This window comes from Glycomyces terrestris, assembly GCF_003933745.1.
Taxonomy (GTDB): Bacteria; Actinomycetota; Actinomycetes; order Mycobacteriales; family Micromonosporaceae; genus Glycomyces; species Glycomyces terrestris.
Genome location: NZ_RSEB01000005.1, coordinates 50400 through 66867 on the forward strand (window position 1 = coordinate 50400; position 16468 = coordinate 66867).

The window sequence follows — 16468 nt, forward strand, 5'->3', positions numbered from 1 at the left end:
TACTGGAAGTACTCGAGGATCACTTGCCACCCCAGAGGTCGTCGGAGTCGCTGTGGCCGTTGGCATGCGGGTGCGCGTGCTGGTGGGCGGGGTCGGCGTGCTCGCCGACGGGGCGCGGCGGGGCGCCGTCGTGGACGACCTTCCCGTCGGCGAGGACGACGGCGCGGTCGAGGCGGTCGGTGAGCGGGCCGAGCTCGTGGGTGACGAGGAGGACGGCGCAGCCGGCGTCGATGCGGTCCGCGATGACGGCGGCGAGCGCGGCCTGCGTCTCGGCGTCGACGCCGACGGTGGGCTCGTCCATGATGAGCAGGTCGGGGTCGGTGGCGAGGGCGCGGGCGATGAGGACGCGCTGCTGCTGGCCGCCGGAGAGCGTGTCGACCGAGCAGCGGGCGTGGTCGGCGAGGCCGACCTCGGCGAGGCTGCGGGCGACGGCGTCGCGGTCGGCGCGGCGCGGCGGCGTGCCGAGGAGGCGGTGGGAGAGGCGGCCCTGGGAGACGACTTCGGCGGCGGTGGAGGGGACGCCGGAGGCGGCGCCGGTGCGCTGGGGGACGTAGCCGACGCGCTTCCAGTCGCGGAAGCGCCGCTGCGGCGTGCCGAACAGCTCGATGGAGCCGCCGGCGAGCGGGACGAGGCCGGCGACGGCCTTGATGAGCGTGGACTTCCCGGAGCCGTTGGCGCCCATGAGGGCCACTGCCTCCCCGGGGGCGACGGCGAGGTCGGCGCCGCGGACGACGGCGCGACCGCCGTAGGAGACGGTCGCGCCGCGGACGTTGAGGACGGGCATTCGTGTAATGCTGCCTTACGCCGCGCCCAGGGCGGTCTGCAACGCGGCCAGGTTCTCGCGCATCACAGTGAAGTAGTCGTCGCCGGCGTCGGTCTGCTCGTCGGTGAGCCCTTCGAGCGGGTTGAGGACGGCGGTCTGCGCGCCGGACTCGGCGGCGAGGGTCTCGGCGATGTCGGGCGACACGAGGGTCTCGAAGAAGATCGTGGTGACGCCGTTCTCCTCCACGTAGTGGGCGACCTCGGCCATGCGCTGGGTGTCGGGCTCCTGGTCGGGGCTGAGGCCGGAGATGGCGACCTGGGTGAGGCCGTAGCGGTCGGCGAGGTAGCCGAAGGCGGCGTGGGAGGTGACGATGGCGTCGCTGGTGCGGTTCGCGAGGCCGTCGGTGAACTCGGCGTCGAGTTCGGTGAGGTTCGCGGTGAACTCGTCCGCGGCCGTGGCGTACCGGTCGGCGTTCGCGTCGTCGAGGCCGGCGAGGCCGTCGGCGATGGCGGCGCCGATCTGGGCGTAGCGGGTCGGGTCGAGCCAGATGTGGGGGTCGGTGCCTTCGAGCTCCTCGTCGTGCCCGTGCTCCTCGCCCTCCTCTTCGGTGCCGGAGGCGGGCTCCTCGGAGTGGTCCTCTTCGGCGTGCTCGTCCTCGGCGTGCTCGTCGGCGTGGTCGTCCTCGAAGACCTGGGTGGAGTCGTAGCCGATGGTGTCGACGGCGGTGCTCACGTCGAGGGACTTGTCGGCGGCGTACTCCTCGACGGCGGCGTCGAGCTCGGGGATGAAGCCCTTGAGGTAGACGACGTAGTCGGCCTCCTCGATCGCGGCGATGTCGGAGGGGGCGAGCTCGAGGTCGTGGGGCTCCTGGCCGGCGGGGGTGAGGTTGGTGACGTTCACGTCGTCGCCGCCGACCTGCTCGGCGGCGTAGGCGAGGGGGTAGAACGCGGCGACGACGTCGATCGCGCCGTCGTCGCCGGAGCCGCCCGCGCCGCCGCACGCGGCGAGGGTGCCGGCGGCGGCGAGGCCGGCGATGGGCATGATGAGCAAGCTGGATCGGCGCATGAATGAACCTTGCTCCGTCATGACAATCATTGTCAACACCTAATATGAGCCGCGCGGCGCGCCGACCGGGCGGCGAGCAGCGGGAACGCCGCCGTTCCCGCTCCGGCAGGCGCGCCCCGCATGACGGGCATCACGCGATCCGGGTGCAGCCGCGCCTACTGGTATTCGTTGTCGGGGGCCTCGATCGCGGTGATCGACTCGACCTCGATGTAGGGCACGAGCTCGCCGTTGATCTCGTCGCGGCCCTGGCGCGGGGAGTATTCGCCGACGACCTCGACCCACTGGTCGGGCTCCAGGTCGGCGGGCACCTCGCCGTCGAAGCCGATCTTGACCGGGCGCGCGTCGGCCGCGCAGCAGGAGACGACCATGCGCGCGAGTTGCGGCTCGTCGCCGTCGTAGAGGATGAACCCGCGCAGCTGGATCCGGTGGCCCTCCAGAGTCTGGCCCTCGTCGAAGATCGCGCGCGCAGCGTAGTCGAGAAGCGTGAGCGGCACCGGGTCGACGTCGTCGGGCAGCTCGGGGTAGCTCGACCGGGACTCCTCGGCGCCGAGCACGGTGCCGGTGCGCTCGGCCTCGTACGAGCCGAGCGCGTCGGGCGCGACCAGGAGCATGCCGACGACGGGCGCGAGCAGCAGCCACGCCACCTTCGGCTCGCCGTGGCCGTGGCCGTCGTCGGTCTCGCGGCTGCCGCGCCAGGCCTGCACGCCGGTGATCGCGGCGACGGCGACCAGGAGGATCCCGGCCGGGACGATGAGCCAGAACGCGTAGGGCTTCACGTAGTCGAGGTAGTCGCCGGTCCAGGCCAGGCGCAGCATGCCGCCGCCGACCAGGAGCAGGACGACCGCCTGCGCGTCGCGTCTCACAGCCAGACCGCTCCCATCAGCACGGCGGCGGCGACCGCCGCGATGAACGCCGCCGGCGCGAACCGCGCCGCGAACCGGCGGCCGAAGGTCCCGGCCTGCATGGCCGCGAGCTTCACGTCGATGAACGGGCCGACGACCATGAACGCGAGCTTCGCCGTCGGCGAGAACTGCGTCAGGGACGCGGCCACGAACGCGTCGGACTCCGAGCAGATCGACACGAGCACGGCCAGGACCGCCAGCGCGAGCACGCCGAGGACCGGGTCGTCGGCGATCGGCGCGAGCCAGGTCTCGGGCACGAGCGTGTTCAGGCTCGCGGCGATCGCGGCGCCGATGACGAGGTAGCCGCCGGCGTGGAGGAAGTCGTGGCGGATCGCGTCCCAGAATGCGGCCCACCTGCCGTCCTCGTGGTGGCGGTGCTGCGGAAGCCGGAGCCATTCGGTCTTCCCGAGTTTGGCCCACAGCCAGCCGATGGTGACGGCGGCGAGGAGGGAGGCGCTGACCCGGGCGGCGACCATCTCGGGGTTCCCGGGGAAGGCCACGAACGTGGAGACGACGACGATCGGGTTGATCGCCGGGGAGGCGAGCATGAACGTGAACGCGGCGGCGGGGGCGACGCCGCGGCGGACGAGCGCGCCGGCGACGGGCACGGACGCGCATTCGCACGCGGGCAGGACCGCGCCGGCGACGCCGGCGACGGGCACGGCGAGCGCGGTGCGCTTGGGGACGGCCTTGTGGAAGAAGTCGGCGGGCACGAAGGCGCTGATGGCGGCGGAGAGGGCGACGCCGAGGACGAGGAAGGGGAACGCCTGCACGCAGACGGCGACGAACCGGGCGGACCAGGCCTGGGCGACGGGGGCGGCGAAGAGGTCGGTGAGGCCGGGCCGGGCGGTGAGGCCGAAGACGAGGAGGAGGGCGAGCGCCTCGATGGAGGTGAGCCCGCGGCGGCGGGCCCGGGGCGGGGCCGCGGGGGCGGGGGTGCCGGTGTCGTCGGCGAGGTCGGCGCTCACGGCCCCATTGTGCGGCATGGGCGCTGCCGGATCGGTCACCGGCCCGCTCACCTCCGGGGTTGAAGCGTGTTCGCACTTATTACGCTTGTGCGGTGCGAGTCCCCAGCCTAGGTACCGACCCCAGCCGTATCCCCGCCGCGTGCCGTGCCCTGCTGGCCCACCGGCGGTTCCAGGTGCTGTCGATGTCGGTCATCCTGGTGAACGGGGCGGCCCTGGGCGCGATGACGTTCGAGCGGGCGGTGGCGGTCGCCGGGGACTTCCTGCACTGGGTGGACTACGTGTGCCTGGTGTTCTTCACGTTCGAGGTGGTCGCGGGCATCCTGTCGTTCGGGCGGCGGCCGTGGCGGTACTTCGGGAACGGCTGGAACGTCTTCGACTTCGTGATCGTGGTGGCCTCGTTCATGCCGGGCCTGCGGGAGAACGTGACGATCCTGCGGATGCTGCGGCTGGCGCGGATCGTGCGGATCTTCCGGTCGCTGCCGTCGCTGCGGCTGATCCTGGTCGCGGCCGGGAAGGCGCTGCCGAAGTCGGCCGGGGTGATGGCGCTGACGGGCATGGTCATGTACCTGTGGGCGATGATCGGGTGGATCGCGTTCAGCGACTCCGACGAGGAGCACTTCGGGTCGGTCGGGAAGGCGCTGCTGAACCTGTTCCAGCTGGTCGCGTTCGACGACATGGGCAACGTCATGCGCGACAGCATGCGGCACAACATGTGGACGCTGCCGTACTACATCGTGTTCATCCTGTTCGGGGCGTTCATCCTGGTGAACATCATGATCGGCGTCGTGCTGGCCTCGATGGAGGAGGCGCAGAAGATCGACGACGAGGACGGCCAGATCCACGCGGACACGGCGCTGCTGCTCGAGCGGATCGACAAGCTCCAGACCGCGGTCGACAAGATCGCCGCGGACCAGGAGCGCGGCCGCGAGTACACGCCGTTCCGCTAGGGCGCGGCGACCGGGTTGGGCTCGGCTCCGCCGAAGCGGCGATCCCGGCGGGCGTAGAGCTCGCAGGCGTGCCAGAGGTGGCGGCGGTCGAAGTCGGGCCAGAGGACGTCGAGGTAGACCATCTCGGCGTACGCGGACTGCCAGGGCAGGAAGTTCGAGGTGCGCTGCTCGCCGGAGGGGCGCAGGAACAGGTCGACGTCGGGCAGGTCGGGGTTGTAGAGGTACCGGGCGAAGGTCTTCTCGGTGATCCGCTCGGGGTTGAGGCGCCCGGCCTTGACGTCGCGGGCGAGGGCCGCGGCGGCGTCGGCGATCTCGGCGCGACCGCCGTAGTTCACGCAGAACTGGAGCGTGATCTTGTCGTTGTGCTTCGACATCTCCTCGGCGACCTCGAGCTCCTTGATGACGCTCTTCCACAGCTTCGGGCGGCGCCCGGCCCAGCGGATGCGCACGCCCATGGCGTGGAGCTCGTCGCGGCGGCGGTGGATGACGTCGCGGTTGAAGCCCATGAGCCAGCGGACCTCGTCGGGGCTGCGCCGCCAGTTCTCGGTCGAGAACGCGTACGCCGAGAGCGTGCCGATGCCCATCTCGATCGCGCCCTCGATGGTGTCGAAGAGCGAGGCCTCGCCCATGGTGTGGCCCTCGGTGCGCTTGAGGCCGCGCTCCTTGGCCCAGCGGCCGTTGCCGTCCATGACGAGCGCGACGTGCCGCGGCACGAGGTCGCGCGGCAGCTCGGGCGGCACCGCACCGGACGGGTGCGGCTTCGGCGGCTCGTACGTGCGGCTCACTGGACCTCCAACTCGGGCGAGGCCCGCGGCGGGGAGCGGCCGGCGGGCGGCCTCGATCGTAGTCCGGGCGCGCCCCGCCCTCGCGGCACCGTCGCCCGAAAGCCCGACCGAAAGGTGAGCCCGATGCGCGTTCACAACCGCCCCCGGTCTGCCCACCGCGGTGTCGGACCCGGCGGGCACTATCGAAGCCGGGGGCGGCTGCGAATCGGCGTGATCTTCGCGTTCCGCGAGGCCGCGCCTAGTGCGGCACGTACTTGAGCGTCCTCAGTGGACGCTCGGAGTGCCATTGGAAGTGCGCCGCGATGAGGCCGGCGGCCTCGCTGCGCTGGCGGGGGTCGGCGGCGGTGGCGTTGGCCCAGTCGCCGGACTCCAAGGCGCGCATCAGATCGAGCGAGGCGACCGCGGGGACCGTGGCGCCGCCGGGGCGGCAGTCGCCGCACACGGCGCCGCCGGCGGCGACGGCGAAGGCGCGGTGCCGGCCGTCGGCCCCGCACACCGCGCACTGCTCCAGCGAGGGCGCCCACCCGGCCGACTTCATGCCGCGCAGCAAGTAGGAGTCCATGACCAGGACGGGCGGCAGCTCGGTCTCCGCGAGCGCGCGGAACGCGCCGAGGGTCAGCTGGAAGACGTCGAGGTCCGGCTGGTGGTCCTCGGGGACGAGCCGCTCGGCGGCCTCGGCGATGACGCACGCGGCGGTGTACGCGGCCCAGTCGCCGCTGATCGCGCCCCCGGAGAGGTGCAGGCCGACCGCCTGCGTCACGGTGTGGAGCTCGGCGCGGCCCTCGATGAGCTGGAGGTCGACGTGGCTGAACGGCGCGAGGCGGGCCCCGAACTTCGAGGAGGTGCGGCGCAGGCCCTTGGCCATGGCGCGGTAGCGGCCGCGGCCGCGGCCCAGGAGCGACACGATCGCGTCGGCCTCGCCGAGTTTGAAGGTGCGCAGGACCACCGCATCGTCGCGGAACAGCTTCCGAGTGCTCACCCCCACGCCGCAAGCCTAGCCGGAACCCCCGACAAACGCGGTTGAGGCGTCCGGGATACGCCGCTAGGCTCCGGGGCGTGAAGATCCTCTCGGTGAACGTCGGCCGCCCGCGCGAGAACCCCTGGAAGGGCCTCGCCGCCACCTACATCGACAAGCGGCCCGTCGAGGGCCCGGTCCAGGTGACCTCCCCCGGTCCCAAGGGCGACGGCTCGGTCGGCCTCGCGGGCGACCGGGTCGGCGACGTGGAGCACCACGGCGGCACCGACCAGGCCGTGTACGTCTACGCGAGCGAGGACTACGCGCACTTCGGCCGCCTCCTCGGCCGCGAGTTCGGACCGGGCGCGTTCGGCGAGAACCTGACCGTGGCCGGGTACGACGTGAACGCGGCCCTCATCGGCGAGCGCTGGGCGGGCCCCGGCGGGCTGGTGCTCCAGGTGACCGGGGCGCGCATCCCGTGCGGCACGTTCCGCGGCTGGATCGACGAGCGCGGCTGGCTCAAGACGTTCGCGCGCGAGGCCCGGCCGGGCCCCTACATGCGGGTGGCCGAGCCGGGCCACGTCGAGGCGGGTGCCGTCCTCGACGTTGTGCACCGGCCCGACCACGGGGTCACGGCGGCGATGTTCTTCCGCGCCGCCATGGGCGAGCGGGAGCTGGTCGAGCAGGTCGCGTCCTGCCCGGACCTGGCGCCGGGCGAGGCCGACTGGCTGCGGGGCCGCTAGGCGGCCGGCTGGAGCGCGGGCTTCCTGAAGTAGGCGTTCGCGCTGGGGCTGAACATGACGGCGGTCGCGGCGAGCACGGCCGCGATGTGGAGCATCCGGGCGACGAAGACGCCCATCATGAGCTCGCCGTCGCCGCCGAACGCCTCCAGGAACGGCGTGCCGTCCATGAGGAGCCGGGCCGGCTCGACGACGAGCGAGGCGAGGCCGACGACGGACAGGAGCCCGGCGAGGGCCCAGCGGGCCCAGCGGCGGCCGGAGGCGAAGATCCCGATGAGGACGAGCACGCCGACGTAGATCGCACCGCGCACGCCGAGGGCCGTCCACGTGCCGGCGTCGATCCCGGACTCCTGGCGGATCTCGCTCACGACGAAGACGGCCTCCACGACCCCCGCGGCGACGGCGGTGGTCCACAGGAGGGCGGCGTTCGTGACTGAATGGGGTTTCTGCATGGTCTCGACATTAGGGTCCAGGACCCCTCCGATCGATCCGGTGAGCGTCCCGGTCCGCGGTGGGGTGGGCCCTACCCCGCGGCAGTGCGCTCGGCGAGTCGCTTGCGTCCCAACTGGTCCGCGGCGCGGATCGGCTCGGGCAGGCGGTAGCGGGGCGCGAGTTCGAGGACGAGGTCGCGCGCCGAGTCGAGGGTGCGCCGGTGCCCGACCGAGACGTACACGGGCTTGACGCCGTCCTGGGTGCGCAGCGCGCAGCCGACGGTCTCCTCCCCCGCCGCGATGGGCGTCCACGCGCCGCGCGCCGCGCCGGGCGGGTCCACGGGCAGGTGCGGGGGGTTCTTCGCGACGCCGATCGCGGGCGCGTCGAGCACCACCCCGAGGTGGCAGGCGAGGCCGAAGCGGCGCGGGTGGGTGAGCCCGTAGCCGTCGCACACGTACAGGTCCGGGGTCACCGTGAGCGCTTCGATCGCCTTGAGCAGCAACGGGAGTTCGCGGAATGCGAGGAGCCCGGGCACGTACGGGAAGTCGGAGGTCCCGCGCACGACGGTCTCGTCGAGCACGGCGAGGTCGCCGCGGCGCAGCACGACGGCGGTGGCGACCGCCTCGTCGGAGTCCTTGCCGTAGGCGATGTCGAGTCCGGCCACGGTCTCGACGGGCCGGTCGTCGTCGGCGACGACCACGCACCCGGCGAGCTCGGTCTGCATCGCGACGGCCTCGGCCTCGTCGCGCGGCAGGCGGGCGTAGGCGGCGCGGTTCGGGGGCGCTTCGGAGTCGCTCACACCGGAAGCCTAACGAAGCGCCCGCGCGGCCGGTTCGAAGCGCCCGGCGGCCGCGTCCCTGCGGCGGCGCGCATGGGTGCTGAAGGCCGTATTTCCATCCCAAACCCCCACCCACCCAGGGGAATCTAGCGGCCAGCATTGCCGAAGGGTCCGACAATCCGCGGCCCCCGCGGCCCTGATGTCACCCGGAAAGGTGCATCGCGGCCCCGATGTCACCCTGACGGGCGACAAGGTTCAGTCGGAAGGGACCCAGGGCCGATCAACGTCGCTGCGGAGATCGAACCCGAAAGGACCCGGCGCGGGTCAGCCCTCGCCGCCGAGGTCGAACGGGTAGTCCTCCGCGTCGAACTCCTCGGGGAACTCCTCCGCGGCGGCTTCCGTCTCGAAGCTGCCGTCGCCCTCGGCCTCGTACTGGAACTCGTCGGCGCCCGCGTCGCCGTCGAAGACGCCGTCCGCGGCGCCCGCGTCCTGCGGCTCAGCGTCCGGGGCGGCTTCGAGGGAGTAGAAGAAGTCCTCGCCGAAATCCGCTTCGTCTCCGGCGTCCCATTCATCGGTCATGGCGGCCTCCCCGCGTCTCCTTCCAGCATATTCAGCCCGCGCGAGCCCCGCGCCCGGACCGCCGCGATCCGGGCGCGCCCGCCCTCGCTGCCGTGAGCGGATCCGCCGAGGGCGAACGCGCCTTGCCCGCCGACCGGCAGGCCGCCATGCTCAGGGCATGAGCACGCAACCGAAGCGGGTCCTCGTCCTCGGCGGAACCGTCTACCTGTCCCAGACCATCGCGCGCCTCGCGGTCGAGCGCGGCCACCGCGTCACCGTCGCCGCCCGCGGCACCAGCGGCGAGCCGCCCGCCGGGGCCGAGTTCACCGCGATCGACCGCAGCGTCCCCGGCGGCGTCGACGCCCTGCGCGGCAAGGAGTTCGACGCGGTCTTCGACGTCGCCCGCATCCCCGCGCACGTCACCCCCGTCCTCGACGCCCTCGCCGACCGCGCGGGCCACTGGTCGTTCGTGTCCACGATCTCGGTGTACAAGCACTTCCACGTCGTCTCCGACGAACTCCACGACCCCACCGCGCCCGACTCCACCGACCCCGCGATCGAGGTCTACGGCGCCAGCAAGGTCGCCTGCGAGAACCTCGTGCGCGAACGCCTGGGCGACAAGGCCCTCATCACCCGGCCCGGCCTCATCGTCGGCCCCGGCGACCGCAACGACCGCCTCGGCTACTGGCCCCTGCGCATGGCCGAAGGCGGCGAGATCCTCGCCCCCGCACCGCGCGAGCGCCTTCTCCAGTGGATCGACGTCGAGGACTACGCGACCTGGCTCCTCGACGCCGCCGACGCCGGCACGAGCGGCACGCTCGACGCCATCGGGCACCCGATCGGCATGGGCGCCTTCCTCGACGGCGTCGGCGCGGCCCTCCAGGAGCAGGGCGTCATCGACGCCCCGCCGCAGCTGACGTGGGTGCCGCAGGAGTTCCTTCTCGAACACGGCGTCAACATGTGGGCCGGCCCCGACTCCCTCGGCATGTGGGTCACCACCCCCGAGTACGACGGACACGGCAGCCGCCCCGCCGGCCCCGCGATCGCGGCCGGGCTGCGCCTCTCCCCGCTCGCCGACACCGTCGCCCGCTGGTGGGCCGCGAACGCCGCCGCCCCGCGCCTCAAGGCCGGACTCAGCCGGGTCAAGGAGGGCGAGGTCCTCGCCGCGTTCCACGGCCGCGAACCCGACCCCGGGCTCGCCCGCCTCGACCGCGAGCGCCGCTTCGCCGTGCCCGCGCCCGAGACCCCCGACTACGAAGGCTGACAACGCGAGGGGACACGGCAAGACGGCCCCGCCGGGAAGGCGGGGCCGTCTGCGTCGAGTCTCCTACGGGGCCGGCGGCGGGGGCGGCTGCTGGCCGTAGCCGGGCTGCCCGGGCTGGCCGTAGGGAGGCTGGCCGCCGTACGGCGGCTGCCCCTGGTACGGGCCCGCGGCCGGGTCCTCCTTGCGGAAGAACTCGTTCGAGGCCGGCACCGCCAGCAGGATGATGATCACCAGCGAGCCGACGATGAACATGATGAGGGTGATCCAGTCCAGGGCGGTGAGCCAGCTCGGCGTCGCGTCCTCGACGGCCTGCGTCATCTCGTCCTGGTACTCGGTCCCGTTGACGTTGTAGGTCATCGAGCCGACCTGGCCGACGATGCCGCCGAGGCCGCAGCACAGCAGCGCGATGCCCGAGAGGATCCACGACATGATCCGGCCCGGCCGGTTGCCCTTGCCGTTCAAGATGCCGAGGACCACGTAGAAGATCGCGAACAGCAGGTAGACGCCGGCCGTGGCCGCGAAGATCACGGTCATGAGGGCGCTGACGTCGTCGGCGGTGACGCCCGAGCCCTCCAGGGAGGGGTCGTTCAGGATCTGCTCGTTGACGACGTCGCCGACGGCCGACTGGACCGCGAACATGGCGATGCCCGTGGCGACGAGCAGTGCCGCCGTGAGGAACTGGGTCCACACCACGGCGGTGACCGATCCCGGCCTGGTCTTCGGTCCCTGCGGCAGCGGCTGCTGCGGGTACTGCGGCGCTGGCGGGTACGCCATGGCGGCCTCCGATTCAGATATAGGCAGGCGGTGGTTCAGGCTCCCTCATCGTACAAAGGGAAACCGGTCGCCGCACGCCCCTCACACTTCGAGGTTCAACCGGTAGCCGCGCTTGATCACGGTCTCCACACAGGACCGGAGGTGGACGGCGTCGCGCAGGCGCGTCACCGCCATCTCCACGGCGTGGCCGTCGGCCCCGCGCGGCAGGTGCCCGAGGAGCTCGGCCCGCGAGAGGACCCTCCCGTTCGCGGAGGCCAGCGCCCGGATCACCGCCATCGGCGCGGGCGGGAGCTGGAACGGCTGGTCGTCGAGGAGGACCATGTGGCCGCGCAGCTCGATCTGGTGGCCGGTGGCGAGCTGGAGGCGCCGCGACCGCTTCGGCAGGGCCGAGGCGACGGTGCGCACGAGCGCGCCGAGGCGCGCCCGCTGCGGCTGGACGGTCTCGACCCCCAAGCGCTCCAAGGGGGCCGCAGTGACCGGGCCGACCGCGACGGGGAGGACGCCGTTGTCCTCCGCCGGCGCGCGGAACGCCTCCAGCATGTCGGCGGCCTGGTCGCCGGCGATGCGCAGGAGCGCGTTCGCGGCGGGCGCCGAGGTGAAGGTGACCGCGTCGATGCGGCGGGCGCAGATCGCGTCCACGAGGCGCTGGACCGGCGTGATGTCGGTCGGCAGCGTCCACCGGTAGACCGGGACCGGGACGGCCGCGCCGCCGCCGGCGCGGACCGTGCGGATGAAGTCCTCGGCGGGGTCGCCGTGGAGCTGGATGGCGACGCGCTGCCCGGCGACGCCGCGCTCGCGCAGGTACTCGACGACCTCGTCGCCGGTCTCCGACGGCGCGGTCCACTCCTCGGTGAGCCCGGCGGCGCGCACGGCGCCGAGGGCCTTCGGGCCGCGGCAGAGGATGCGGGCGCGGGAGAGGACGTCGAGGAGGTCCTCGCCCATGCCCCAGCCCTCGGCGGCCTCAAGCCAGCCGCGGAAGCCGATCCCGGTGGTGGCGACGACGAGGTCGGGCGCCTCCCTGATGAGTTCGACGGTGGCCGCGCGGAGGGCCTCGTCGTCGGGGAGCGGGACGATGCGCAGCGTCGGGGCGACGATGGTGCGGGCGCCGCGGCGCTCCAGGAGCGTCGCGAGCTCGTCGGCGCGGCGCTGCGCCGTGACGGCCACGGTGTAGCCGGTCAGCGGCGCGAGCGTCGTCTCGGCCTCTTGGACGGGGGCTCCGGCAGCGGCCATCAGGCGCTCGCTTTCACTTCCGAGAGGGCCCCCACGCGGATCTCTCCGGCGGCGACCTCGACTGCGTACACCTCCAGCGACACGGCCTCGTCGTCGAGGCAGACGCCGGTCTTCAGGGAGAACGCCTGCTTGAGCAGGGGGCTGATGACGACGGGTTCGCCGCCGCGGTCGCCGACCAGGCCCCGGCTGATGACGTTCGCGCCCGTGAACGGGTCCTGGTTGGACACCGCGTGGAGGCTGTCGTCGAGGAGCCGGAACACGGCGACCTGGGAGCCGTCCGCCAGGAGGGCGGCGACGCCGCGGCCGGGGACGAGCCGGTCGAATGCGCAGATGGGTTCCATCGTGGTCACTTCCCTTGGGAGGAGCGGAGGACGGGCGTGCCGAGCAGGACCGGCTGGGAGCGCTCGGTCGTGCCGGCCGGGAACTTCTGGCCGCGGACCTCCTCGAACTCGATCGAGGGGTCCGGGGTCTCGGGGGCGTTGACGAAGGACACGAACCGCTGGAGCTTCTCGGGGTCGTCGATGACGCCCTTCCACTCGTCGGCGTAGGTCTCGACGTGCTTGGCCATCATGGCGTCGAGGTCCTCGCAGATCCCGAGCCGGTCGTCGACGATGACCTCGCGGAGGTAGTCGAGGCCGCCTTCGAGGCCCTCGACCCACTTCGAGGTGCGCTGGAGCCGGTCGGCGGTCGAGATGTAGAACATGAGGAACCGGTCGATGGTGCGGACCAGCGTCTCGGAGTCCACATCGGACAGGAGCAGGTCGGCGTGGCGGGGCGTGAAGCCGCCGTTGCCGCCGACGTACAGGTTCCAGCCGTGCTCGGTGGCGATGACCCCGAAGTCCTTGCCGCGGGCCTCGGCGCACTCGCGCGCGCAGCCGGAGACGGCGGACTTGAGCTTGTGCGGGCTGCGCAGCCCCCGGTAGCGCAGTTCGAGGTCGATGGCCATCTTCACCGAGTCCTGCACGCCGTAGCGGCACCAGTCGGTGCCGACGCAGGACTTGACGGTGCGCAGGGCCTTGCCGTAGGCGTGGCCGGACTCGAAGCCGGCGTCGACGAGCTTGCGCCAGATCTTCGGGAGGTCTTCGACGCGGGCGCCGAACATGTCGATGCGCTGGCCGCCGGTGATCTTGGTGTAGAGGTCGAACTCCTTGGCGACCTGCCCGATGACGATGAGCTTGTCGGGCGTGATCTCGCCGCCGGGGATGCGCGGGACGACCGAGTAGGTGCCGTTGCGCTGCATGTTGGCGAGGAAGTGGTCGTTGGTGTCCTGGAGCGCGGCCTGCTCGCCGTCGAGGATGTGGCCGTTGGAGAGCGAGGCGAGGATCGAGGCGACGGCGGGCTTGCACAGGTCGCAGCCGGAGCCGGTGCCGTGGCGGGCGATGAGCTCGGAGAAGGTCGTGATGCCGGTGACCTTGACGATGTCGAACAGCTCGGCGCGGGACTGGGTGAAGTGCTCGCACACGGCCTTGGAGACCTCGACGCCGCCTTCGGCGAGGAGCTGCTTGAGCATGGGGATGCACGAGCCGCAGGAGGTGCCGGCCTTGGTGCACGCCTTGATCTCCGCGACGTCGTGGCAGCCCTCGTGGATGGCGCCCATGATCTCGCCCTTGGTGACGGCGTTGCAGGAGCAGACCTGCGCGCCGTCGGGGAGCGCCCCTTCGACCTCGCCGCCGCCGAGGAGGTCGGCGAGCTTGCCGGGGACCTTGCCGCCGACGCTGGCGCGCAGCAGCGGGTAGGGCTCGGCGTCGCCGACGAGCATGCCGCCCAGGAGGGTCTGCGCGTCGTCGGAGAGGATGAGCTTGGCGTAGGTGCCGTTCGCCGGGTCGAGGTAGGTGGTGGCGAGCGGGCCGTCGAAGGCGCCGAACTGGGCGACGTCGACGCCGAGGAGCTTGAGCTTGGTCGACATGTCGGCGCCGGGGAAGGTGGCCTCGCCGCCGGCGAGGCGGTCGGCGACGACCTCGGCCATCGCGTAGCCGGGGGCGACGAGCCCGTAGCAGACGCCCTCCATGGCGGCGACCTCGCCGATCGCGTACACGTCGGGGTCCGAAGTGGCGCAGGAGAGGTCGGTGGTGATGCCGCCGCGCTCGCCGACCGCGATGCCGCAGTCGCGGGCGAGCTGGTCGCGGGGGCGCACGCCGGCCGCGAAGATGATGAGGTCGGTGTCGTAGGAGACGCCCTCGCGGTTGGTGTCCATGCGCAGGCGGCCGTCGACGGCTTCGATCTTCGTGCCGCCGGTCGAGCAGTCGACGCCGATCCCGAGCTTCTCGATGTGCTGCTTGAGGACGCCGCCGCCGGCCTCGTCGAGCTGGCGGGCCATGAGCCAGGGGGCGAACTCGACGATCTGGGTCTCCAGGCCGAGGAGCTTGAGGGCGTTCGCGGCCTCGAGGCCGAGGAGTCCGCCGCCGATGACGACGCCGTGGCGCTTCCCCTCGGCGTGGGCCTTGATGTTCTCGAGGTCCTCGATGGTGCGGTAGACGAACACGCCGGGGAGGTCGGCGCCCTCCATCGGGGGCACGAACGCGTAGGAGCCGGTGGCGAACACGAGCTTGTCGTACGGGTACTCGCCGGAGGCGGAGCGCACGACCTTGGCCTCGCGGTCCACTTCGGTCGCGGCCTCGCCGAGGCGGACCTCGACGCCGGGGAGGTCGGAGGCCAGGGAGAGCTCCTCGGCGCTGACCCCGTCGAAGAACGCCGACAGGCGGACCCGGTCGTAGGCCGGGCGGGGCTCCTCGCACAGGACCGTGACGTCCCAGGACGGGTCGCGCTGGGTGACCGCCTCCAGGAAGCGGCGGCCGACCATGCCGTCGCCGATGACTACCAGTTTGCTCATGCTGACACCTCATCGAGTTGTTCCGCGGCCCGGCCACTGCGCCATTGGGCGCCTGAAGCGCTGTCAGCCACAGTGCTGTTCAGCCACTTGCAGAGTCCGGCGACGTCTTCGGTGCAGGTCCCGCAGCCGGTGCTGGCCTGCGTGGCGTCGGACAGGGCCTCGGGAGTGCGCGCGCCGTCGAAGAACGCGTCGCGCAGCTCCCGCTTCGTGACGTTGTTGCAGCGGCAGACCACGACCTCGTCGGGCATGGACGCCGGCGTTTCGGGGGCCACCGAGACGGATTCGCCGGGGCGGCCCATGAGGAGGGTGCGGCGGTCGTGCGGCACCGGGTCGCCGGTGTCGAACAGCTGGACCACCTGGCCGACCATGGGGTTGTCGCCGAGCATGACCGCGCCCGCGAGGCGGCCCTCGGCGTCGATCACGAGGCGCGCGTACGTGCCGCGCGCGGGGTCGGCGAAGGAGACGACCTCGTCGCCGTCGACCTCGCCCATCGCGGCCAGTTCGATGCCGGAGGCCTTGAGGCGGGTGACGAGGCGCGAGCCCTCGTAGGCGGCGTCGGGGTTGACGCCGGAGAGGAGGTCGACGACGACGTCGGCCTGCTCCCAGGCGGGGCCGACGAGGCCGTAGGGGATGCCGCGGTGCTCGGCGCAGTCGCCGACGGCGAACACGTCGGGGTGGGAGGTGCGGCACTGGTCGTCGATGACGACGCCGCGGCCGGTCTCCAGGCCCATCGCGGCGGCCAGGTCGGTGTTGGGGCGGATGCCGCAGGAGACGACGAGGAGCTGGCCGGTGACGGTGCGCCCGTCGGCGAGCACGAGGGTGAGGCCGTCGTCGCCGTGGATGACGCGGGTGGTCTGCGCGTCCACGACCGACTCGACGCCGACCTCGGCGTAGGAGTCGGCGAGGACCTTCGCGCCGAGGGGGTCGAGCTGGCGGTCCATGAGGTGCCCGGCGGCGTGGACGACGGTGACGTCCATGCCGCGCTTGGCGAGCCCGCGGGCCGACTCGAGGCCGAGGAGGCCGCCGCCGAGGACGATCGCGGAGGCGCGGTTGGCGGCCTCGTCGAGGATCGCGCGGGCGTCCTCGATGGTGCGCAGCACGTAGGCGCCGGTGGGGAGCGGGTCGAGGCCCGGGATCGGGGGGACGAACGCCTCCGCGCCGGTGGCGAGCACGAGCTTGTCGAACGCGGTCCCGTTCACGGTCTTCGCGTCGAGGTCGACGGACTCGACCTTCTCGCCGAGGCGGAGCTCGACGTGGTCGGGCGGGACGGGGAGGGCGATCTCGGCCTCGGTCTGCTTGCCCGCGATCATGCTCGAGAGCAGGATGCGGTTGTACGCGGCCTCGGACTCGGCGCCGAACACGGTGACGTCGACGCCGCGGCGCCCGAGCTCGCGGGCGATGCGGGCCCCGGCCATGCCGTAGCCGACGATGGCGACCTTCACGCGCTTGACCTCCAGGTGCTGGGCTGACTGCGGGC

The 16468-nt window shown here is 72.5% G+C and carries 17 protein-coding genes; 3 read left to right on the forward strand and 14 right to left on the reverse strand.

Annotation, left to right across the window (positions count from 1 at the left end; translation table 11 throughout):
* Window positions 1–19 precede the first annotated feature (19 nt).
* The 4 genes from EIW28_RS18025 to EIW28_RS18040 form a co-directional block, all read right to left on the reverse strand.
* A complete protein-coding gene (locus tag EIW28_RS18025) occupies window positions 20–784 on the reverse strand; it encodes a metal ABC transporter ATP-binding protein (RefSeq protein WP_125249120.1) in 765 nt (254 codons plus the stop codon).
* Window positions 785–799: 15 nt separating this feature from the next.
* Window positions 800–1828 (reverse strand): metal ABC transporter solute-binding protein, Zn/Mn family, encoded by a 1029-nt coding sequence (locus EIW28_RS18030; RefSeq protein WP_125249121.1) that lies wholly within the window; start codon window positions 1826–1828, stop codon window positions 800–802.
* A 155-nt stretch (window positions 1829–1983) separates the two neighbouring features.
* Window positions 1984–2691, reverse strand: coding sequence for a TIGR03943 family putative permease subunit (locus tag EIW28_RS18035; protein ID WP_125249122.1), 708 nt, complete (start codon window positions 2689–2691; stop codon window positions 1984–1986).
* Window positions 2688–3716 (reverse strand): permease, encoded by a 1029-nt coding sequence (locus tag EIW28_RS18040; RefSeq protein WP_125249487.1) that lies wholly within the window; start codon window positions 3714–3716, stop codon window positions 2688–2690. The genes EIW28_RS18035 and EIW28_RS18040 overlap by 4 nt, the downstream gene beginning before the upstream one ends.
* A gap of 74 nt (window positions 3717–3790) precedes the next feature.
* Here EIW28_RS18040 and EIW28_RS18045 point away from each other — a divergent pair, with 74 nt between their 5' ends.
* Entirely contained in the window at window positions 3791–4645 is an 855-nt protein-coding gene (locus EIW28_RS18045) for an ion transporter (RefSeq protein WP_125249123.1), read from the forward strand.
* On the opposite strand, the gene EIW28_RS18050 is transcribed toward EIW28_RS18045, so the two are convergent.
* Together EIW28_RS18050 and recO are read right to left on the reverse strand one after the other, a co-directional pair.
* The gene (locus tag EIW28_RS18050) at window positions 4642–5430 is read right to left on the reverse strand and encodes an isoprenyl transferase (protein WP_125249124.1); all 789 of its coding nucleotides are present in this window, start codon (window positions 5428–5430) and stop codon (window positions 4642–4644) included. The two genes, EIW28_RS18045 and EIW28_RS18050, sit on opposite strands and share 4 nt — an antisense overlap.
* A gap of 238 nt (window positions 5431–5668) precedes the next feature.
* Window positions 5669–6409, reverse strand: coding sequence for a DNA repair protein RecO (recO, locus tag EIW28_RS18055; protein WP_197717360.1), 741 nt, complete (start codon window positions 6407–6409; stop codon window positions 5669–5671).
* Window positions 6410–6486: 77 nt separating this feature from the next.
* Here recO and EIW28_RS18060 point away from each other — a divergent pair, with 77 nt between their 5' ends.
* Window positions 6487–7128, forward strand: a complete 642-nt coding sequence (locus EIW28_RS18060; protein WP_125249126.1) for an MOSC domain-containing protein — start codon at window positions 6487–6489, stop codon at window positions 7126–7128.
* Here the strand turns inward: EIW28_RS18060 and EIW28_RS18065 are convergent.
* The 3 genes from EIW28_RS18065 to EIW28_RS18075 all read right to left on the reverse strand — a co-directional run bounded on the left by EIW28_RS18065 (window position 7125) and on the right by EIW28_RS18075 (window position 8914).
* Window positions 7125–7577, reverse strand: coding sequence for a hypothetical protein (locus tag EIW28_RS18065; protein ID WP_125249127.1), 453 nt, complete (start codon window positions 7575–7577; stop codon window positions 7125–7127). The genes EIW28_RS18060 and EIW28_RS18065 overlap by 4 nt on opposite strands.
* Before the next feature lie 71 nt (window positions 7578–7648).
* Window positions 7649–8356 (reverse strand): endonuclease V, encoded by a 708-nt coding sequence (locus EIW28_RS18070; protein ID WP_232014039.1) that lies wholly within the window; start codon window positions 8354–8356, stop codon window positions 7649–7651.
* A 303-nt stretch (window positions 8357–8659) separates the two neighbouring features.
* Window positions 8660–8914 (reverse strand): hypothetical protein, encoded by a 255-nt coding sequence (locus EIW28_RS18075; RefSeq protein WP_125249128.1) that lies wholly within the window; start codon window positions 8912–8914, stop codon window positions 8660–8662.
* Between the two features lie 157 nt (window positions 8915–9071).
* Between EIW28_RS18075 and EIW28_RS18080 the strand changes: the two genes are divergently transcribed.
* The gene (locus EIW28_RS18080) at window positions 9072–10157 is read left to right on the forward strand and encodes an NAD-dependent epimerase/dehydratase family protein (RefSeq protein WP_125249129.1); all 1086 of its coding nucleotides are present in this window, start codon (window positions 9072–9074) and stop codon (window positions 10155–10157) included.
* 63 nt (window positions 10158–10220) lie between these two features.
* On the opposite strand, the gene EIW28_RS18085 is transcribed toward EIW28_RS18080, so the two are convergent.
* The 5 genes from EIW28_RS18085 to EIW28_RS18105 form a co-directional block, all read right to left on the reverse strand.
* A complete protein-coding gene (locus EIW28_RS18085; protein ID WP_125249130.1) occupies window positions 10221–10931 on the reverse strand; it encodes a hypothetical protein in 711 nt (236 codons plus the stop codon).
* An 81-nt stretch (window positions 10932–11012) separates the two neighbouring features.
* Window positions 11013–12161 carry a uroporphyrinogen-III synthase gene (locus EIW28_RS18090; RefSeq protein ID WP_125249131.1) on the reverse strand — a complete coding sequence of 383 codons (1149 nt, stop codon included), beginning with the start codon at window positions 12159–12161 and terminating at the stop codon, window positions 11013–11015.
* Complete coding sequence (nirD, locus tag EIW28_RS18095) at window positions 12161–12502, reverse strand: nitrite reductase small subunit NirD (RefSeq protein WP_125249132.1); 342 nt, start codon at window positions 12500–12502, stop codon at window positions 12161–12163. The genes EIW28_RS18090 and nirD overlap by 1 nt, the downstream gene beginning before the upstream one ends.
* Before the next feature lie 5 nt (window positions 12503–12507).
* Window positions 12508–14991: a nitrite reductase large subunit NirB gene (nirB, locus tag EIW28_RS18100; RefSeq protein ID WP_125249133.1), complete on the reverse strand. Its 2484-nt coding sequence runs from the start codon at window positions 14989–14991 to the stop codon at window positions 12508–12510.
* Complete coding sequence (locus EIW28_RS18105) at window positions 14988–16433, reverse strand: FAD-dependent oxidoreductase (RefSeq protein WP_197717361.1); 1446 nt, start codon at window positions 16431–16433, stop codon at window positions 14988–14990. Before EIW28_RS18105 ends, nirB begins: the two co-directional genes overlap by 4 nt.
* Between the last annotated feature and the right edge of the window lie 35 nt (window positions 16434–16468).